The organism is Streptacidiphilus sp. PB12-B1b (assembly GCF_014084125.1).
Lineage (GTDB): Bacteria > Actinomycetota > Actinomycetes > Streptomycetales > Streptomycetaceae > Streptacidiphilus.
This window is the reverse complement of the sequence record NZ_CP048405.1, coordinates 761,238-780,463: the sequence shown is the minus strand read 5'-3', so window position 1 is coordinate 780,463 and position 19,226 is coordinate 761,238. Positions and strand designations below refer to the sequence as shown.

General features: G+C 74.6%; 14 protein-coding genes and 2 pseudogenes. 6 read left to right on the top strand and 10 right to left on the bottom strand.

Going from position 1 to position 19,226, the window contains the following annotated elements:
* Nucleotides 1-25: 25 nt before the first annotated feature.
* The 3 genes and pseudogenes from GXW83_RS03645 to GXW83_RS03635 form a co-directional block, all read right to left on the bottom strand.
* Nucleotides 26-1,509: pseudogene (locus GXW83_RS03645) on the bottom strand (aldehyde dehydrogenase family protein).
* A 35-nt stretch (nt 1,510-1,544) separates the two neighbouring features.
* A complete protein-coding gene (locus GXW83_RS03640) occupies nt 1,545-2,726 on the bottom strand; it encodes an acyl-CoA dehydrogenase family protein (protein WP_182441462.1) in 1,182 nt (393 codons plus the stop codon).
* A gap of 36 nt (nt 2,727-2,762) precedes the next feature.
* Nucleotides 2,763-3,671 carry an SDR family oxidoreductase gene (locus GXW83_RS03635; RefSeq protein WP_182441461.1) on the bottom strand — a complete coding sequence of 303 codons (909 nt, stop codon included), beginning with the start codon at nt 3,669-3,671 and terminating at the stop codon, nt 2,763-2,765.
* Between the two features lie 119 nt (nt 3,672-3,790).
* Here GXW83_RS03635 and GXW83_RS03630 point away from each other — a divergent pair, with 119 nt between their 5' ends.
* On the top strand, nt 3,791-4,729 hold the full coding sequence (locus GXW83_RS03630; protein ID WP_182441460.1) for a cyclase family protein: 939 nt from the start codon (nt 3,791-3,793) through the stop codon (nt 4,727-4,729).
* 810 nt (nt 4,730-5,539) lie between these two features.
* On the opposite strand, the gene GXW83_RS03625 is transcribed toward GXW83_RS03630, so the two are convergent.
* From GXW83_RS03625 to GXW83_RS03610, 4 genes and pseudogenes are all read right to left on the bottom strand, one after another.
* Nucleotides 5,540-6,013, bottom strand: a complete 474-nt coding sequence (locus GXW83_RS03625; RefSeq protein ID WP_182441459.1) for an ATP-binding protein — start codon at nt 6,011-6,013, stop codon at nt 5,540-5,542.
* Nucleotides 6,014-6,423: 410 nt separating this feature from the next.
* Nucleotides 6,424-7,478: pseudogene (locus GXW83_RS03620) on the bottom strand (acyl-CoA dehydrogenase family protein).
* Nucleotides 7,478-8,683 (bottom strand): acyl-CoA dehydrogenase family protein, encoded by a 1,206-nt coding sequence (locus GXW83_RS03615; protein ID WP_182441458.1) that lies wholly within the window; start codon nt 8,681-8,683, stop codon nt 7,478-7,480. The pseudogene GXW83_RS03620 and the gene GXW83_RS03615 overlap by 1 nt, the downstream one beginning before the upstream one ends.
* 50 nt (nt 8,684-8,733) lie before the next feature.
* Entirely contained in the window at nt 8,734-9,957 is a 1,224-nt protein-coding gene (locus GXW83_RS03610; protein WP_182441457.1) for an amidohydrolase family protein, read from the bottom strand.
* A gap of 122 nt (nt 9,958-10,079) precedes the next feature.
* On the opposite strand from GXW83_RS03610, the gene GXW83_RS03605 reads away from it, so the two are divergent.
* The 3 genes from GXW83_RS03605 (at nt 10,080) to GXW83_RS03595 (ending at nt 13,782) form a co-directional block, all read left to right on the top strand.
* Nucleotides 10,080-10,712 carry a cysteine hydrolase family protein gene (locus tag GXW83_RS03605; protein WP_182441456.1) on the top strand — a complete coding sequence of 211 codons (633 nt, stop codon included), beginning with the start codon at nt 10,080-10,082 and terminating at the stop codon, nt 10,710-10,712.
* Nucleotides 10,713-10,780: 68 nt separating this feature from the next.
* The gene (locus tag GXW83_RS03600; RefSeq protein ID WP_182441455.1) at nt 10,781-12,433 is read left to right on the top strand and encodes a class I adenylate-forming enzyme family protein; all 1,653 of its coding nucleotides are present in this window, start codon (nt 10,781-10,783) and stop codon (nt 12,431-12,433) included.
* Between the two features lie 227 nt (nt 12,434-12,660).
* On the top strand, nt 12,661-13,782 hold the full coding sequence (locus GXW83_RS03595; RefSeq protein WP_182441454.1) for an esterase family protein: 1,122 nt from the start codon (nt 12,661-12,663) through the stop codon (nt 13,780-13,782).
* A 35-nt stretch (nt 13,783-13,817) separates the two neighbouring features.
* On the opposite strand, the gene GXW83_RS03590 is transcribed toward GXW83_RS03595, so the two are convergent.
* Nucleotides 13,818-16,007: a bifunctional glycosyltransferase family 2 protein/CDP-glycerol:glycerophosphate glycerophosphotransferase gene (locus GXW83_RS03590; RefSeq protein WP_225446736.1), complete on the bottom strand. Its 2,190-nt coding sequence runs from the start codon at nt 16,005-16,007 to the stop codon at nt 13,818-13,820.
* A 31-nt stretch (nt 16,008-16,038) separates the two neighbouring features.
* Complete coding sequence (locus GXW83_RS03585; protein WP_182447056.1) at nt 16,039-16,431, bottom strand: STAS domain-containing protein; 393 nt, start codon at nt 16,429-16,431, stop codon at nt 16,039-16,041.
* 193 nt (nt 16,432-16,624) lie between these two features.
* Here GXW83_RS03585 and GXW83_RS03580 point away from each other — a divergent pair, with 193 nt between their 5' ends.
* Complete coding sequence (locus GXW83_RS03580) at nt 16,625-17,185, top strand: sigma-70 family RNA polymerase sigma factor (RefSeq protein WP_182441452.1); 561 nt, start codon at nt 16,625-16,627, stop codon at nt 17,183-17,185.
* Nucleotides 17,182-18,321, top strand: a complete 1,140-nt coding sequence (locus GXW83_RS03575) for a zf-HC2 domain-containing protein (protein ID WP_182441451.1) — start codon at nt 17,182-17,184, stop codon at nt 18,319-18,321. The genes GXW83_RS03580 and GXW83_RS03575 overlap by 4 nt, the downstream gene beginning before the upstream one ends.
* Before the next feature lie 33 nt (nt 18,322-18,354).
* Here the strand turns inward: GXW83_RS03575 and purU are convergent, their stop codons facing one another.
* Nucleotides 18,355-19,224 carry a formyltetrahydrofolate deformylase gene (gene purU / locus GXW83_RS03570; protein WP_182441450.1) on the bottom strand — a complete coding sequence of 290 codons (870 nt, stop codon included), beginning with the start codon at nt 19,222-19,224 and terminating at the stop codon, nt 18,355-18,357.
* Between the last annotated feature and the right edge of the window lie 2 nt (nt 19,225-19,226).

Genomic DNA, 19,226 nt, shown 5'->3' with positions numbered 1-19,226 from the left:
TCGGCGCGATGTGACGCTACGTCAGTTAGGACTGCCAGACCAGGGACTGGAGTTCGCTGTAGGCGTGCAGCGCATGGGAGCCGCAGTCGCGGTTGACGCCGCTCTGCTTGAAGCCGCCGAAGGGGGCCTCGCCGTGGCGCTGGGCGGTGTTGATGCCGACGCTGCCGCTGCGCAGCCGCCCGGCGAGGGCGTAGGCGCGGGCGGTGTCGCGGGAGAAGACGTAGTCGTACAGGCCGTAGTCGGTGGAGTTGGCCAGCGCCACCGCCTCCTCCTCGTCGTCGAAGGGCAGCACGACGACGACCGGGCCGAAGACCTCCTCGCGGGCGACGGCCATCTGCGGGGTGGCGTCGGCGAGCAGGGTCGGAGCGACGTAGAAGCCGGTGTCGGGCAGGGCCGGCGCGTCCGGCGCGTGCTCCTTGCGGGTGCCGCCGGTGACCAGGCGCGCGCCGTCGGCGAGCGCCCCGGCGATGTACGCCTCGACCCGGTCCCGGTGGACGGCGCTGATCACCGGGCCGACGACGGTGCCGGGCAGCCGCGGGTCGCCGACCGGCAGCGCCGAGGCGAAGCGGGCCAGCCCGGCGACGACCTCGTCGTAGCGGGAGCGGTGGACCAGGGCGCGGGTGGGCGCGGTGCAGATCTGCCCGGAGTGGAACGCCCAGGTGGAGCCGATGGCGGCGACGGCGGCGTCCGCGTCGGCGTCCGCGAGGACGATGCCCGCGCCCTTGCCGCCCAGCTCCAGCAGCAGGCGCTTCATGGTCGCGCCGCCGTCGGCGGCGATGCGGCGGCCGACGGCGGTCGAGCCGGTGAAGCTGATCATGTCGACGTCCGGGGAGGCGACCAGGGCCGCGCCCGGCGCCGCGCCGGAGCCGGTGACGATGTTGAGGATGCCGGGGGGCGCACCGGCCTCCTCGAAGACCTCGCCGAGCCGCAGGCAGGTCAGCGGGTCCTGCGGGGCCGGCTTGGCGACCACGGTGTTGCCCATGGCCAGCGCGGGCGCGAGCTTGCCGGCGAGGTTCACGATCGGGAAGTTGTAGGAGGTGACGCAGCCGACCACGCCCACCGGTCGGCGCGCGGTGACGGCGCTGGTCAGCCCGCCGGGGCGAGCGCCGAGGGCGGCACCGGCTGCGGCGCGAGCGGGGCCAGCACCGGCTCCAGCGCGCCCCGGGCGTAGCGGCGGAAGCGCTCCGCGACCACCGGCAGCTGCATGGACGACGCCACCCGGATCGTCGCCCCGGTCTCGGCCTGGAGCAGCGGCACCCACTCCTCGGCGTGCGCCAGCACCGCGTCGGCGATCCGGTCCAGCACGGCGGCGCGCTCGGCCGGGCTGGTGCGGGACCAGCCGTCCTGGGCCCGGCGGGCGGCGGCGACGGCGTCCGCGACGTCGGCGGCGGACGCCTCGGGGGCGTGGCCGACGACCTGTTCGGTGGCGGGGTCGACCACGGCGTAGCTGCCGTCGCCGCCCTCGCGCCAGGCGCCGTCGATGTAGAGCCGGTGGGCTGTGCTTGCCATGACTGTCCCTCACATGAGCTGTGGCGAAGGCGGGTTCAGGGGCGCTGCGGCCGGGCCGGGCGCGGTTCGCGGGGCAGGCCGAGGACGCGCTCGGCGATCAGGTTGCGCTGGATCTGGTCGCTGCCGCCGTAGACGGTGTCCGCGCGGGAGAACAGCATCCGCTGCTGAGCCTCCGTCACCGCATAGACATCGGAGTGCAGGTGGCCGGGCACGGTGGCGCCCTCCGGCCCGAGGACGCGGACGGCCAGCTCGCCCAGGCGCTGGTGCCAGCCGCCCCAGAGCAGCTTGGCCACGGCCGCCGAGCCCGGCTCGGCCGTGCCCAGGGTCCGCAGCGCGTTGCAGCGCATGGTGTGCAGCTCGGCCCACTGCCGGGTGAGCCGCTCGCGGACGACCGGGTCGTCGGCCGCGCCGGTGCGGGCCGCCTCGGCGAGCACGGTGTCGAGCTCGCGGGCGAAGCCGATCTGGCGGCCGAGCATGCCCGCGCCGCGCTCGAAGGAGAGCAGGGTCATCGCCACCCGCCAGCCGTCGCCGGGGCGGCCGACCACGTGGTCGGCGCGGGCACCGTCGAAGAAGACCTCGCTGAAGTCGCAGTGGCCGTCCAACTGCCGGATCGGGCGCACCTCGACCCGGCCCGGCTGGTCCATGGGCAGCAGCAGCAGGCTCAGGCCGTGGTGCCGGTGCGAGCCGGGCTCGGTGCGGGCCAGCACGAAGCAGCGGTGGGCCCACTGGGAGAGCGAGGTCCAGGTCTTCTGGCCGTCGACGCGCCAGCCGTCGCCGTCCGGCGCGGCGGTGGTGCGGACCGAGGCCAGGTCGGAGCCGGCGCCGGGCTCGCTGTAGCCCTGGCACCAGATCTCCTCGCCGCTGGCGATCCCGGGCAGGAAGCGCTGCTGCTGGGCTGGGCTGCCGTGGCGCAGCAGGGTGGGCGCGAGCAGGTGCTCGCCGACGACGCCGAGCGAGGCCGGGGCCTGGGCCCGGGCGTACTCCTCGGCCCAGACGACCTGCCGGGTGAGCGTGCCCTCGGCCCAGCCGAGGCCGATCCAGCCGCCCGCGCCCAGCTCCCGCTCCCACTCCAGCCGGCGCCGATGGCCGGGCGGCTCGCCGCCGGTGGTGGGGCGCAGGTCGGCGAAGGGCGCGCCGGGGGCCTCGAGCCGCTCCGCCAGCCACTGCCGGGCCCGCGCGCGGAACGCCTCGTCGTCGGTGCTGAAGGAGAAGTCCATCTCCGGGCCGGTCCCTTCCTGCGGTCCGCGCGCCCGTCAGGCGTTCGGACGCTGCTTCGCGGCGGCGGCCTTCGCCATCGCGTCGAGCTGGGCGAGCATCGGCATGGGATCGCTGCCGATCGCGCCGGGCAGGGCCTCGGCGATGCGCTCGGGCGTCCAGGCCCCGCCCTCGGCGTACATGGCGCGCAGCTCGCGCGGCTGGGCCCAGACGGCGATCTTGGGCCCGGCGACGGTGTAGACCTGCCCGGTGATCCCGGCGGCCCGGTCCGAGAGCAGGTAGACGACGAGGGCGGCGACGTCCTCGGGCTCGCCGATCTCGGTCAGCTCCATGGGCACCCCGGCGGACATCCGGGTGCGGGCGACCGGCGCGACGCCGTTGGCGGTGACGCCGTACTTGTGCAGGCCGAGGGCGGCGCTGCGGACCAGCGAGATGACGCCGCCCTTGGCCGCGCTGTAGTTGGCCTGGCTGACGCTGCCGGTGTGGTTGCCGCTGGTGAAGCCGACGAGGGTGCCGCTGCCCTGGGCGCGCATCAGTGCGGCGGCGGCGCGGAAGACGGTGAAGGTGCCCTTGAGGTGGGTGTCGACCACGCCGTCCCACTCCTGCTCGGACATGTTGAACAGCATCCGTTCGCGCAGGATCCCGGCGACGCAGACGGCCGCGTCCAGGCGTCCCCAGGTGTCGACGGCGGTGCGGACGACGCGCGCGCCGCCGGCCATGGTGGAGACGTCGTCGGCGACGGCGACGGCGGCCCCGCCGAGCGCCTCGATCTCCTTGACCACGGCGGCGGCGACCTCGCTGCTCGGATCCGTGCCGTCGGCGGAGACGCCGTAGTCGTTGACGACCACGCGGGCGCCCTCGGCGGCGCAGCCGAGGGCGACCGCGCGGCCGATGCCCCGGCCCGCGCCGGTCACCGCGATCACCTTGCCCTGCAGGAACTCGCCCACGCCGTACCCCTCCCCAACTATCTGACGGACCGTTAGATTCTAGGAGGGCGGTCGGGAGGGGCACCAGACCTGAGGCATCGTCAGATTTGTCGGGCAGGACCGAGATCCGGGAGGGCGCCGTGCCGGCACCCGCAGACTTCGAGGCATTCCGGGAGATCGCCGAGCAGGTCAACAACTGGGGCCGCTGGGGCGACGACGACGAGATCGGCACGCTCAACCTGATCACCCCGGAAGGCGTCCGGGAGGCGGCGGCCACCGTCCGCAGCGGCCGCCGCCTCTCGCTGGCGCTGCCCTTGCAGCAGCAGGGCGTGCAGAGCGGCCTGATCCCCGGCCGGACCAACCCGCTGCACACCATGACCGCGCTGAACTGGGAGATGTTCGGCCCGGGCGCTGTCGCCACCAGCGACGACACGGTGACCATGGGGCTCCAGGCGGCCACCCACTGGGATGGCCTCGGCCACGTCAGCCACGGCAACCGGATCTACAACAACCGCCCGGCCGACGCCGCCCTCACCGCGCACGAGGGCGCCCTGCGCAGCGGCATCGAGAAGCCCGGGCCGGTGCTCGGGCGCGGCGTGCTGCTGGACGTCGCCCGGGCGCGCGGCGTCGGACGACTGCCGCCCGGCCACGTGGTCACCCCGGACGACCTGGACGCCGCGCAGGAGCTGGCGCGGACCCGGGTGCGGGCCGGGGACATCGTGCTGGTGCGCACCGGCCAGATCCAGCTCTACCTCGGCGGCGACCGGGAGGCGTACGCCTTCCCCTCCCCCGGGCTGTCGCTGCACACCCCGGCCTGGTTCCACGCCCGGGACGTGGCCGCCGTCGCCGACGACACGCTCACCTTCGAGGTCTTCCCGCCCGAGATCGACGGCCTGTTCCTGCCGGTGCACGCGCTGGACCTGGTGGAGATGGGCATGATGCAGGGCCAGAACTGGAACCTGGAGGCGCTGGCGGCGGACTGCGCCGAGGACGGGCGCTACGCCTTCCTGCTCTCCGCGCCGCCGGAGCCGTTCACCGGGGGCGTGGGGGCACCGGTCGTCCCGGTGGCGGTCAAGTAGGGCCGCCCGCCCTGACAGAAAGACCGGGTAGCGGGACACCGCACAGCGCTGCACGCACTGCTCGGAACCCCGCCACCCGGCCTCGACGCCGCGAACCCCCCGGGGCTCCACCCTGTTTCGCGCCGGATCGACCTGCCCTCGCCAAGGACACGCTCCCACGACCGACGGCCGTACGCGCCCTCAACGTCCCCTCGCAACAGGCCGACGGCTCCAAGAGTGATCAGCCGGACACGCCACGTCAATGGCTGATCCGTGATTCGGATTGGTTGCGTGCGCTTTCGGTCGGCTCGCGGACGATCCGCTGACCGGAATTCACCCCTGGGTGCGAACTGTTCACGGGGGCCGCCGAATGCCCGGCGCGGGCGGCCCGGGACCGGCTCACGGCGGCGGCCGCAGCCCGCCGCAGCCCGGCGGCGGAGATCGGCGCCGGGCCCGGACACCCAACGTCGCCGCAGGTCAACGGGGGGTTGCTGCGTCAACGAAGGACGTCGGCGGCGGCTGCCCGGGGCGAGCGGCGGCCGGGCCCGGCGCTCGCCCGGTCACACCCGCCCCACCCGTCCGGCACGCCGCAGCAACCCCGCCGGGCCGCCGCCGGGGCGCGATCCGGGGCCGACCGGGACCGCTTGGGGTTATCAGGGCGTTTTCTCGGCGAGACCGAATTGTGGCCGGGAATACCGGCGCCGTGGTATGCGGCGACGGACACGGGAAATCGTCACGATAGGGACATTGACGCCAATTTCCCGAGTGATGCGCGCAATCGGCCTGTTCCGCGCCATTCACGCGGAGGCGGCGGCTGCGACGGTCGGGGGCTCAGCCCACTAGCAGCCGGTGCAGGTCAAGCGCGGCGGCGTCACCGGGGGCACCGGCGGGGGCACCGGCCTGGCCGGGCTCGATCTCGCACCACACGCGCTTGCCCGCGCCGTCCGGGTACCAGCCCCAGCGGTCGGTCAGGCAGTCCACCATCTCCAGGCCGCGCCCGCTGGTCGCCTCGCTGGCCGTGCTCCGGCGCTGCGGCGGCTGGTCGCTGGCGTCGGCGACCTCGACCCGCACCGGGCGCCGGTCGGCGTCCGCGCCGACCGGGAAGACCAGCCGCAGCACGGCCGGTGAGCCGGTGTGCACCACCGCGTTGGTCACCAGTTCGGAGACCACCAGCACCAGGGTCTCGGCGAGCGGCGCATCGAGGTCCACCCCGCACCCCTGCAGGCGCAACCGCGTCCATCTGCGGGCCCGCCCGACCTCGGCCGGATCGGCCTGTACGGCAATCTGCACCTGAAGCACCTGCACCGCTCACACCACCCGTACTTGCGGGATCAGTTGTGCCCGGGAGAGGGCGTGGGGCCGACGAGGACACCGACAGCGCCGACGCCGCTTCTCCACGGAACTGACCCAGGATGATTCGCCCACGCCAACCAAGGCAAGCGCTTCGGGCATATTCCACCGAGGAGGCGGTCCGGGGGTGCATACTGCCCCCGAGGGCCTCCACCATGCCGTCGTCACGGTCCCCGGCAGGGGCGGGCGGGCGTCATGGCGCGCGGGGTGACAGCCCGCGCGGGAGGACGCCAGCGTCCCCGCTGCCGGTGATCCGGCTTCCGATCCGTCCGCACTCGTGGAGCGTAACCGAACCGTTCGCGGATCAGCGGCAACCTGCTGACGTCCCGGCAAAACCACCCTTCCTACAAGTGTCCACAGCCCCTTCACACCAGACCCCCCGCCAGCAGCCGCCCGGCCAGGGCCTCGGCGCACTCCACCGGACCGGCGAAGCCCTGCTGCCCCACCCAGGCCCGCTTCAGCAGCAGGTGCACATCGGCCTCCCAGGTGAAGCCCATGCCGCCGTGCACCTGGAGGCAGTCGCGCGCGCCGCACACCGCCGCCTCGTCCGCCAGCAGCTTCGCCCCGGCGGCCTCGGCCAGGGCGTCGTCCGACCCGGGGCCGTCCGGCGGCCCGCCCGCGCGCCCGCCCGCGTCCAGGAGGACGGCGGCGGCGCGGACGGCGGCCCGGGCCGGCTCCAACCGGGCCGGCAGCTGCGCGCAGAGGTGCTGCACGGCCTGGAACGCCCCGATCGGCTGCCCGAACTGCTCGCGCTGCCGGGCGTACGCCACCGCCGAGTCCAGCGCCCGCCCGGCCAGGCCCAGCTGGAACGCGGCCGTCAGCAGCGTGCCCTCGGCCCAGACCCGCCCGGCGTCCGCGCCCGGCACCGGAACCCCGTGCGGCGGCGAGCCGGTGAGCTCCCACAGCGGGGTCAGCGGATCGACCGAGCGCACCGGCCGCAGCAGGCCGGACAGCCCGGCCGGATCGACCGCGCGCAGCTCACCGGCGTCCGCGTCCAGCACCAGCAGCAGCTCCAGCGCGGACGCCTGCGCGACCAGCAGCGGCCCGCGCCCGTGCGGCAGCCGCACCAGCGCCGCCACCGGCCCGGGCGCGGCCGACGCTCCCACGGCCGAGCCTCCCGGGGCTGACGCTCCCACGGCCGAGGCGAGTTCGGCGGCGACCAGCGGGCCGGGCAGCAGCGCGCGGCCCAACTCCTCGAAGACCAGCACCGCCTCGGCCAGCCCCAGGCCCAACCCCCGGCCGCCTCCGGCACCCGCAGCGAGAACACGCCCGCCGCGCGCAGCTCGGCCCACAGCGCCGGGTCGAAGGCCCCGCCGGCGTCCACGGCCGCGCGCAGCCGGGCCCGGTCGAAGCGGCCCGCCAGCAGCGCGGCGATGCCCGCGCGCAGATCGCGCTGGTCCTGCGTCAGCCGGAAGTCCATCAGCCGCCCCCGACCGTCGTCCGAGGCTTCGGCAGGCCGAGCACCCGCTGCGCCACGATGGTCCGCTGGATCTGCGAGGTGCCTGCGGCGATGGTGTACGCCAGGCCCTGGAGCCGCTGCGGAACCCAATCGCCGTCGGCACCGGCTCCGGCCCCGGCATCGGGCAGGAGCAGCGCGGCCGGGCCGAGCACCTCCGCCGCGAGGTCGTACAGCTGCTGCCGGGCCTCGGAGAAGCGCAGTTTGAACACCGAGGCCCCGGCTCCGGGCACGCTGCCCGGCCCGGCCGCCGCCGCCTGCGAGACGTTCCACTGCACCAGCCGCCACAGCGCGGTGAACTCCCCCGCCAGCGCGCCGATCCGGCGGCGCAGCCCGGCGTCCTGCCAGGCGCCCTCGGCATCGGCCAGCCGCGCCAGCCGGGCCAGCGCCCGGCGGCCGGCCACCACCTCGCCCGCGAACGCCGTGCCGCGCTCGAACGACAGCGTCACCATGGTCACCCGCCAGCCGTCGTTCTCGGCGCCGACGCGGTTGCCGACCGGGACGCGCACCTCGTCCAGGAAGAGTTCGGCGAACTCGGTCGTCCCGGCCAGGGTGCGCAGCGGGCGGACGGTCACCCCGGGCGCGTCCATGGGCAGCACCAGCCAGCTGATGCCCCGGTGCCGGGGGGCGTCCGGGTCGGTGCGGACCAGCAGCTCGCACCAGTCGGCGGCCTCGGCGTGGGAGGTCCAGATCTTGCTGCCGCTGACCACGTAGGCGTCGCCGTCGCGGACCGCCCGGGTGCGCAGCGCGGCCAGGTCGGAGCCGGCGCCGGGCTCGCTGAAGCCCTGGCACCAGACCTCCTCGCCGCGCAGGATCGGCGGCAGGTGGCGGCGGCGCTGCTCGGGGGTGCCCTCGGCGGCGAGGGTCGGCCCGGCGTGCAGCAGGCCGACGAAGTTGGCGCCGACGTAGGGGGCTCCGGCGCGCTCGGTCTCCTCCAGGAAGATCAGGTGCTCGACCGGGCCCGCCCCCCGGCCGCCCGCCTCGGCGGGCCAGTGCACCCCGGCGTATCCGGCGTCGTACAGCCTGCGCTGCCAGCCGGTGTCGTAGGCGCGGCGGGCGGGCCAGTCGGCCGGGTCGGGCGGCGGCGGCAGCTCCGGCAGGGTCTTGCCGAGCCACGCGCGCAGCCCGCGCCGGAACGCCGCCTCGGCGGGCGTGTCGCTCAGCTCCACGGCGGTGCCTCCTTGGCGTCGCTCGGCATGTACGGTCGCGGCGGCCGGGGTCAGGGCCGCAGCGGGCGTCCGCAGGCGTCCAGGTGGCGGTCGAGGTCCAGGCCGAGCATCCGGATGGCGTTGCCGCGCATGATCTTGTAGACGACGTCCGGCGGCAGCCCCGCGACGTGCTCCCGGGCGACGGCCTCGGTGTCCGGCCAGGTCGAGTCGACGTGCGGGTAGTCGGTCTCGAAGGTGACGTTGTCCACGCCGACCGTGTCCAGCGAGGCGACGCCGTGCCGGTCGCGGAAGAAGCAGGCGAAGATCTGACGGTAGTAGTAGCTGGACGGCGGCTCGGGGACGATGTCCCGCACCCCGCCCCAGGCCCGGTGCTCCCGCCAGACGTCGTCGGCGCGCTCCAGCGCGTACGGGATCCAGCCCATCTGCCCCTCGCTGTAGGCGAGGGTGAGGCTCGGGAAGCGCACCAGCACGCCGGAGAAGAGGAAGTCGGTCATCGACGCCATGGCGTTGTTGAAGCTGAGCGTGGCCTGCACGGCGGGCGGCGCGTCCGGGGAGGCGGCGGGCATCTGCGAGGAGGAGCCGATGTGCATGCAGACGACCGTGCCGGTGGCCTGGCACTCGGCGAAGAACGGATCCCAGTAGCCGCTGTGGATGCTGGGCAGGCCCAGGTAGGTGGGGATCTCGCTGAAGCAGACCGCCCGGACCCCGCGCGCGGCGTTGCGGCGGATCTCGGCGGCGGCCAACTCCACGTCCCACAGCGGGATCAGGCAGAGCGGGATGAGCCGCCCGCCGCTGTCGCCGCACCACTCCTCGACCATCCAGTCGTTGTAGGCGCGGACGCAGGCCAGGGCCACCTCCTTGTCGTGCGCCTCGGCGAAGGTCTGGCCGCAGAAGCGCGGGAAGGTCGGGAAGCACAGCGAGGCTTCGACGTGGTTGCCCTGCATGTCGTCCAGCCGGGCCTTGGGATCCCAGCAGCCCCGGCGCATCTCCTCGCGGGTGATGCCCTCGAGGGTCATCTCGTCCCGGTCGAAGCCGACGGCGGCGATGTTGCGCTTGTACGGGAACTGCAGGTCCTCGTAGATCCACCAGTCGGTGGGCGGCCCGGCCGGGTCCATGGTGATCCGGTACCTGCCGCCGACGTAGGCGAGTTCGCCGATCCCCGCGCGCAGCGGCTTCGGTCCCCGGTCACGGTATCTGACGGGCAGCCAGGTCTCGAAGAGGTGCGCGGGTTCGATCACGTGGTCGTCGACGCTGACCACCATGGGCAGGTCCATCGGGACTCCCTCCAGGTCCGGCTGCCCGAACCCTTTACCTGACGCTCCGTCAGATTCAGACTAGTGAGCCGGGGAACGGGCGGCAAGCGCCCGGCCGGGCGAGCGCGCGGAAAGGCGGCACCGTGGCCGTACCACTGGACGAGCTGCTGCGGCCGGGCCGGGCCGCGCTGGTGACCTGCGAGTGCCAGAACGGCGTGCTCGGCGAGCCGGCGGTCTTCCCGGCCCTGGCCGAGGCCGCCCGGAAGGCCGAACTCGTCCAGCACATCGGCCGGTTGACCGCTGCGGCCCGGGCCGCCGGGGCGCCGGTGCTGCACTGCACCGCGCTGCGCCGGGCGGACGGTCGCGGCGCGGGCGGCAATGCCCGGCTGTTCGCGGCGGCGGCCCGGGCGGCCGTCCCCCTGACGCCGGGCTCGGACGCCGCCGCACTGCACCCCGGGATCGGCGCGGACCCGGCCGACCTGGTGCTGCCGCGCCTGCACGGCCTCGGCCCGTTCCAGGACACCGGCCTGGCCACCGTGCTGCGCAACCTCGGCGCGCGGACCGTGGTCTGCGTCGGGGTGTCGCTCAATGTGGCGCTGCTGGAGCTGGTGCTGGGCGCGGTGGGCGCGGGCTTCCGGGCGGTGGTCGTCCGGGACGCGGTGGCCGGCACCCCGCCCGAGTACGCCGAAGCGGTGCTGCGGCACACCCTGGCCCTGACCGCGACCCTCGCCGACACCGCCGCCGTCGCCGACTGCTGGGCAGCGCAGGCGTCTTGAGGACCGCACAGGCAACTCAGCAGTCATGCGAAAGATCTGACGTTGCGTCATAGCGAAGGAGGCCGGGCATGGGCGCCGATCCGGGGCAGGGCGGGGAGAGCCGGACGCTCGCGGGCGCGCGGACGCTCTGGGAGCTGCTGGAGCGCCGGGCGGCGCTGACCCCGGATGCCCCCATGCTGATCCAGGAGCGGGAGGCCGCCGCCGAGGGGCAGCCGCTGGACCGCACCCTCAGCTTCCGCGAGGTCCGCGACCGGGCCGAGCGCGTCGCCGCCGGGCTGCGGCGGGAGTACGGCGTCGGCGACGGCACCCCGGTCGCCTGGCAGCTGCCCACCCGGATCGAGACCGTGGTGGTCTCGCTGGCGCTCTCCCGGCTGGGCGCGGTGCAGACCCCGGTCATCGCCCTCTACCGGGGCGCCGAGGTCGGGCACATCCTGCGCGAGTCCGGCGCCCGGCTGTTCCTGGTCCCCGGGGTGTGGCGCGGCTTCGACTACCCGGGGCTCGCCGCGCAGCTGGGCGCCCAACTGCCGGTGCCGCCAAGGGTGCTGACCGCCTACGCCGAGGCCGACCTGCCCGTCGGCGACCCGGCCGAGCTGCCGCCCCCGCCCCGGACCGACCTGGCCGACGCCCGCACGCCGGTCCGCTGGGTCTACTACACCTCCGGCACCACCTCCGCGCCCAAGGGCGCCCGGCACACCGACCGCACCCTGATCGCCGGCGGCGTGGGCCTGGGCGAGGCGCTGCGGATGGGCCCGGGCGACGTCGGCTCGATCGCCTTCCCCTACGCCCACATCGGCGGCCCCGACTACCTGGTCACCATGCTGGTGCACGGCTTCCCGGCGCTGCTGGCGGAGGTGTTCGCGCTGCCCGGCGTGCTCCCCGCCTACCGGCGCAACCGGGTCACCATGGCGGGCGGCAGCACCGCCTTCTACGCCGCCTTCCTGGCCGAGCAGCGCAGGCTGCCGCCGGGGGAACGGCTGCTGCCCGGCCTGCGGATCATCTCCGGCGGCGGCGCGCCCCGGCCGCCGGAGATGTACCGCGAGGTCGCCGAGGAGCTGGGGTGCGTCCTGGCGCACGGCTACGGGATGACCGAGGCCCCGGCCATCTGCATGGGCTCACCCGGGGACACCCCCGAGCAGCTGGCGCACACCGAGGGCCGCCCGGTGGCCGGGGCCGAGCTGCGGGTGGTCCGGCCGGACGGCGCCGAGGCCGCCACCGACGAGGTCGGCGAGGTGTGGCTGCGCGGCCCGATGGTCTGCCGCGGCTACACCGACCCCGAGCTGACCGCCCGGGCATTCGCCCCCGGCGACTGGTTCCGCACCGGCGACCTGGGCCGGATCCGGGCCGACGGCCATGTGGTGCTCACCGGGCGGCTCAAGGACCTGATCATCCGCAAGGGCGAGAACATCGCCCCGCAGGAGATCGAGGACCTCATCTACCAGGACCCCCGGGTCGGCGCGGTCGCCGTGGTCGGCCTGCCGGACCCGGTCCGCGGCGAGCGGGTGTGCGCCGTGGTGGAGCGCCGCCCCGGCCAGGAGCCGCCGACGCTGGCCGACCTCGCCACACGGCTGCGCGCGGCCGGGCTCATGGCGCAGAAGATTCCCGAGCAACTGGAGATCGTGGACGCACTCCCGCGCAACGAAACACTCCGCAAGGTGCTCAAGCACGAGCTGCGGGAGCTGTTCGCGCACCTGCCGTGGACCGATCCGGGGGCGTTGGGGTGATCCCCGCCATACGGCCATTCCAGCGTCATCCATTGGTATGAAAAACCCGATGATCTCCCAGGTAACCTCAAGGTAAGCTCGCCTCCCGGAATCGCCCCGCACGGCTGTGATGCTGTCGGAGGTCGCAACCTGGCGGCCCTGAACTGCGTCCTCACCTGCGGATTCCGTCCGGCCTCCGCCCACCTGGCGGCAGCAGTCGACGGCGGGAGAATCCGGAAGGGTCACCGATGAGTCTCACAGGAGCGCCGTTCTTCGTGCTCACCATCGCGCTGGTGGTGGCGGCCGTCGTCGGCATGGTTGCGATCTGGAACCGCATACCCGGGCCCCCGGCGGTCCGGTTCACCGGACGGATCGGGATGACGCTGCTCAGCCAGGCCGCAGCCGTGCTGATGGTGCTGGTGTACGTCAACAACAGCATGGGCCCGTTCTACGACAGCTGGGGCGACCTGTTCGGCAACGACGCCACCGTGCAGCTCACCGGCGGCAACGGCGCGGCGGGCAGCACCGGCGCGGTCGTCGGCGGGGGCGGCGGGAACACGGCCGCGACCGACGCCGCCGAGAAGCTGACCTTCACCACCTACACCAAGGGCGTGCTGAAGACCAAGGCCGTCGGCCCGCTGTCGCGCATCCAGGGCAGCCTGTACGTCTGGGTGCCCCCGCAGTACAACCAGCCGCAGTACGCCCACACGAACTTCCCGGTGGTCGAGCTGCTGCCCGGCACCCCCGGCACCCCGCAGGCGTGGTTCGGCACCATGAAGGCCCACACCGAGCTGGAGCGGCTCATGGCCGAGGGCAAGGCCAAGCCGATGATCCTGGTCTCGGCCACGCTCAACATGTTCGGCGGCGGCAACGACTCCGGCTGCGCCAACCTGCCCGGCAGCTACCAGACCGCGACCTGGCTGGCCAAGGACGTCCCGGCGCTGGTCAAGAAGAACTTCCGGGCCTCGACCGACGCCAGGCAGTGGGCGATCATGGGCTACTCGGCCGGCGGCTACTGCTCGGCCAACCTCACCGTCCAGTACCCCGGCTCCTTCCACGCGGCCGTGACCATGTCCGGCTACAACGCGCCCGACGCGGCGATCGTCCTGAAGAACCCGGCGCTGGCCGCCGCCAACAACCCGTACCTGCTGCTGAAGAAGGCCAGGCAGCAGCCGGACATCGTGCTGCTGGCGGCCGGTTCGCTGCAGGACCCGGGCACGGTGCCGGACGCCCGGGCCCTGGTCGGCGCGCTGAAGCACCCCGGTCCGAGCAAGGTGATGGTGCTCGACAAGGGCGACCACACCACCGCGGTGTTCCAGACCATGCTGCCCGAGTCGCTGGTCTGGCTGTCCCAGCAGATCACCGCCTGAGCCGGGCCGCGCCGTCACCGCCCGGGCCGGGCCGGTCAGTCCCGGGCCACCGGGAACACCTCGCGCACCACGCGCTCGGCGGCGTGCCCGTCGTCCCAGGGGCAGAAGCGCTTGCGGAAGGCGGCCCGCAGCTCCGCCGCCTCCGGGCCCGCCGCCGAGCCGTCCGCCAGCACCCGCGCCAACTCCTCCGGCTCGGTGGTGAACAGGCCCGGCGGCTCGGCCCGCAGGTCGAAGTAGACCCCGCGGATGCGCTGGTACTCCGCCCAGTCCGGGGCGAAGACCACCACCGGCCGGTCCAGCACCGCATAGTCGAACATCGACGAGGAGTAGTCGGTGACCAGGACGTCGGCCGCCAGGTACAGGTCCTCCACCGCCGGGTGGGCGGAGACGTCGATCACCTGCCCGGCGCCCGCGCCCAGATCCCGGCCGCCGTCCGCGTAGAAGTAGTGGGTGCGGACCAGCAGCGTGAACTGCGGGCCCAGCGCCTGCGCCAGCGCGGCCAGGTCCAGCGCCGGCACGTAACCCGCGTGCTGCTCCCGGTGGGTGGGCGCGTACAGCACCACCGTCTGCCCCTCGGGAACGCCCAGGCTCTCCCGGACCGCCGCGCCCTGCTCCGGACCGGCCTGCGCCAGGCGGTCGTTGCGCGGATAGCCGGTCTCCAGCACCCGGTACCGGCCCGGGTAGGCGCTGCCGAACGCCTCGGTGGAGTGCGGGTTGGGCGACACCAGGTAGTCCCAGCGGGCCACGTGCTCCAGCATCCGCTCGAAGTCCATGTCGCCGCCCGCCTCCGGGCGCTCCCGCAGGTCGAGCCCGAGCAGCTTCAGCGGCGTCCCGTGCTGCGTCTGCACGTGCACCGAGCCCGGCCGCTTGGTCATGGTGTGCGGAAAGTTGACGTTGTTGACCAGGTACTTGGCGGTGGCCATGGCCTTGAGGTAGCCCGGCGTGTTGGCGATCACGTACGGGACGCCCGGCGGCAGCGCGGCCGCCTGCGCCCGGGTCTCCACCACCCACACCCCGCGCACGCCCGGCGCCAGCTCCCGGGCCTTCTCGTAGATTGCGGCCGGGTTGCAGGCGTAGCCCCGGTACCAGTACGCGGCGTAGACCGCGAGCTCTTCGTCCATCGGCCGCCGCCGGTACGCCTCGTACAGCCCGCGCCGCCCGGCCCCGCGGACGGCCTTGCGGGCGCCCCGGCGGCCCCCGTCCAGCCCCTGCCGCAGGGCGCGCTTCACCGTGCGCGGCAGCGCCTGGAGCGGCCGCAGCTGCTGGTACGCGCCCCAGGCGTCCCGCTCCACCAGCCGGTACTGCACGCCGCGCAGCCCGCCCGGGTGCGCGTAGCCCGCCGGGCGGTGCCGGCGGAAGTGGTCGGACGCGCGGTGGAAGAAGTCGCCGCGCAGCTCCTCCGGGACCAGCCCGGGGCTGTCCAGGATGGTGACCGCCTGCTTGACCGTCCGGTCGAAGACCAGCCGGCGCAGCGCCTCCGGGGTCTGCGGGCGCCGGTTCAGGAACGCGAACACCGCGTCGTACTGGGCGAAGGCGTCCGCGTGCCGGGCCGAGGCGGTGTTGGTGATCGCGCCCTCGCGCTGCCGCCGGTAGAAGTAGACGTCCTGGTCCAGGTAGCTGAGCCGCTCGGCGGCGACCAGCAGCGGATAGGTGACCGAGATGTCCTCGTAGTAGCCGTCGCCGAAGCGGACGCCCAGGCCGAGCAGGAACTCCCGGCGGACCACCTTGTTCCAGGCCGACAGGATCATCTGCAGCAGGCCCGGCCGCTCGGCCAGGGTGAACGCCTCGGGAACGCCCTCGATCAGCCGCCGCCAGGTGTCCGGCTCGGTGCTGCCGTCGGGGTAGACCCGGGCGAAGCCGGTGATCAGCACATCCGGCCGGACGGCGGCCAGCCGCTCGGCGACGGCCTCCACCGCGCCGTCCGCGAGCCAGTCGTCGCTGTCGACGAACCAGACGTACCCGCCGGTCGCCGCGGCCAGACCGGCCTCGCGGGCGCCGCCCAGGCCCCGGTTCTCGGCGAGGTGCAGCACGGTCAGCCGGGGATCGCGGGCGGCGTACTCGTCCAGGATCGCGCCGCTGCCGTCCGGCGAGGCGTCGTCCACCGCCACGACCTGCAGCCGCACCCGCTCCGGGGCGTCCGCCGCGAGGACGGAGTCCAGGCAGCGCGGCAGGTAGTCCGCGACGCCGTACACGGGCAGGACGATGCTGAGCTCCACTGCGTTCACGGTCCCCGAGCCTACTGGTCGGCCGGAACGCTCAGGCCGGGCGGGCCAGCGGCGGGGCCACCGCGGAGGGCACGTCGGGGTAGATGTCGAAGAGGCGGCGGATGCCCAGCGCGGTGAACACCCGGTGCACATGCCCGCCGCCCGCGCCGTGCGGACCCGACGGGGGCGGCGCGACCGCCGGGGCGCTCGGCGGCAGCACCAGCCGCAGCTCGCCGGAGCAGGAGCGCAGCAGCCGCCGGGCCGCGATCAGCACGCCCACCCCGCTGGAGTCGCAGAAGCGCACCGCGGCCAGGTCCAGCACCACCCGGCGGCGGCCCTCGGCGACCATCCGGTGCACCTCCGCCCGGATCTGCCCGCCCGTCACCAGGTCGATCTCACCAGCGACCCGCAGCACCGCCCAGCCCTGGAACCCCTCGGAACTCATCGTCAGTGTCGTCACGCTCTGCCGCGATTCTCGCTTGTCGGAACAGGACCGGTCGGGAACCGTCACGAACCGCCGTGACGTCCGATCAGGTTACCGGCGCAGTTCGGACAAGTGGATGCGCGGTCACCTGACCGGGCGATACATTCGCACCCACGGCACGCGCAGCGGATGCTCCCGGGGAGGGTGATGCGCCATGGCCACGCCTGCCCCGCTGCGCTGGGACCGGCAGATCCAGCGCCGCCTCGAACGCGGCGAGGAGTCCGCCCTCGGCGAACTCTACGACCAGTTCGCCCCGTTGGTGCACGGCCTGGCCCAGCGCGTGCTCAACGACACCCACGCCGCCGAGCAGGTCACCCGGGACGTCTTCGCCCACGTCTGGGAGCACCCCGACGAGTTCGATCCGGCCTGCGGCTCCATGCGCTCCTGGATCGGGACGCTGACCCACCGGCGCGCCGTCGAACGCCTGCGCGGCGCCCAGGGCGAGGGCGACGAGCCGCAGCCCGACAGCCGCCCGATCGAGCCCGCCTGCCTGGAGGAGGAGGTCGTGGCCCAGGCCACCGCCGCCCACGTCCAGTCCGTGGTCGCCTCGCTGCCGCAGGCGCTGCAGGAGGTGCTGCTGCTCACCTGCCTCGGCGGCCGCACCTACCAGCAGGCCGCCCAGGAGCTCGGCGTCGGCGCCGCCACCGCCAAGCACCGGATGCGGCTCGGCCTGCAACTGCTGGCCGCCGCGCTCTCGACCGGGTCCGCGCCGTGACCGCCCCCGACGCCGGCCCCGACCCGGGCGCCCCGGCGGCCGACCACGAGACGCTGCGCGGGCTGATCGGCGCCTGGGCCCTGGACGCCTGCACCCCGCGCGAGGCCGCCGGGGTGGAACGGCACCTGGCCGGCTGCCCGGCCTGCGCCGAGGAGGCCGTACGGCTGCGGGACGCCGCGGGCTGGCTCTCCACCGACGACCCGCTGGACCCGGCCCCGGCGCTGCGCGGCTCCGTCATCGCCTGGGCGCTGACCCGCCGCCCCGCAACCGTCCCGGTGCCCGACTACAGCGCGGCCTACGCCGCCGAGACCGCCCGGCTGGACGCGCTCCTGCGCGACCTCGGCGACCTGGACTGGCAGGAGTCCGCGGAGCTGCGCTGGCACGGCGGCGCGGAACGGCTGAGCCCCGCCGAGGTGCTGTGCCACCTCGCCGCCGTGGACGGCCTGCTCGCGGTCGCCCTCGGCCTGCCCGACCCGACGTCCGGCAGCGACCTGGTGGAACGCACCGAGCGGCTGAGCGCGGAGCTGCGGCACCGCTCGCCGGAGGCGATACGCGCCCTGTGGCGGGCGCAGACCCGGGCCCTGGTGGAGACCGCGGCGCTCGCCGAGGCCGGTGCGGAGGCCGCCGGGGGCGACACCACCGGCGACACCGAGGTGGACTACGGCCTGTTCCGGGCCCCGCTGCGGGAGGCATTCCTGGACCGGGCCTTCGAGTGCTGGATCCACGCGGTGGACATCGCCGAGGCCGTCGGCTACCCCTACGGGCCGCCGCGCGGCGTGCACCTGCGGCGGTTGATCGGGGTCGCGGCCCGGGCGCTGCCCACGGCCCTGGCCGCACTGCGCGGCGCGGGCCAGGCCACGGCCGCCCCCGGGCCGGACGAGGCGCGCGGCCACCGCGCGGTGAAGCTGGTCATCGAGGGCCGGGGCGAGAGCGAGTGGCTGATCCCGCTGGAGCCGGACGCCCCGCCCCCGCCGCCCGGCACGCCGCCGGTGGCCACCCTGGCGCTGGACGGCGTCGAGTTCTGCTTCCTGGCGGCGGCCCGGCGCGATCCGGACCGGCTCCCCTGCGGCATCACCGGCGACCGCGCCACCGCCCACGACGTCCTGCACGCCACCCGCCTGCTCTCCCGCCCCTGAGCCGGGGCACCCGGGCAGCCCGGCGGGGCGCGGTCAGGCGAAGACGACGGTGCGGGTGCCGTTGAGCAGGACGCGGTGCTCGGCGTGCCACTTGACCGCGCGGGCCAGCGCCTGGCACTCGGCGTCCCGGCCCAGCGCCACCAACCCCTCGGGCGAGACGTCGTGGCTGACCCGGACCACCTCCTGCTCGATGATCGGGCCCTCGTCCAGCCGCGCGGTGACGTAGTGCGCCGTCGCGCCGATCAGCTTCACGCCCCGGGCGTGCGCCTGGTGGTACGGCTTGGCGCCCTTGAAGCTCGGCAGGAACGAGTGGTGGATGTTGATCGCCCGCCCGGCGAGGGCCTGGCACAGCTCGTCCGAGAGCACCTGCATGTAGCGGGCCAGGACCACCAGGTCCACCTGCTCCCGCTTGATGATCTCCAGCAGCGCGGCCTCGGCCTCGGGCTTGGTGTCCGGGGTCACCGGGATGTGGTGGAACGGCACGCCGTACGACGCGGCCAGGTCCTGGAAGTCGGTGTGGTTGGACGCCACCCCGACGACGTCCACCGGCAGCGCCCCGCTGCTCGCCCGGAACAGCAGGTCGTTCAGGCAGTGGCCGAACTTGCTGACCAGCAGCAGCACCCGGGTGCGCTCCGCCGAGGGGTGGATCTGCCAGTCCATCCGGAAGGCGTCGCCGGTGGCGGCGAAGCTCGCGTGCAGCTTCTCCAGGGTGACCGGCGCCTCGGCGGAGAAGTGCACCCGCATGAAGAACAGCCCCGAGTCGCCGTCGCCGAACTGCTGGCTGTCGACGATGTTGCAGCCCGTCCGGAACAGGTAGCTGGACACGGCGTGGACGATGCCCTGCTTGTCGGGGCAGGACAGGGTCAGTACGTACTGGTCCGGGCCGGGCTGCTGCTGTGCCACCG

Excerpts from the sequence above, each read along its gene's own strand:
- GXW83_RS03595 (WP_182441454.1), top strand. The coding sequence starts at position 12,661 with ATGAGTCTCACAGGAGCGCCGTTCTTCGTGCTCACCATCGCGCTGGTG.
- GXW83_RS03585 (WP_182447056.1), bottom strand. The coding sequence starts at position 16,431 with ATGAGTTCCGAGGGGTTCCAGGGCTGGGCGGTGCTGCGGGTCGCTGGT.
- GXW83_RS03600 (WP_182441455.1), top strand. The coding sequence starts at position 10,781 with ATGGGCGCCGATCCGGGGCAGGGCGGGGAGAGCCGGACGCTCGCGGGC.
- GXW83_RS03610 (WP_182441457.1), bottom strand. The coding sequence starts at position 9,957 with ATGGACCTGCCCATGGTGGTCAGCGTCGACGACCACGTGATCGAACCC.
- GXW83_RS03580 (WP_182441452.1), top strand. The coding sequence starts at position 16,625 with ATGGCCACGCCTGCCCCGCTGCGCTGGGACCGGCAGATCCAGCGCCGC.
- GXW83_RS03640 (WP_182441462.1), bottom strand. The coding sequence starts at position 2,726 with ATGGACTTCTCCTTCAGCACCGACGACGAGGCGTTCCGCGCGCGGGCC.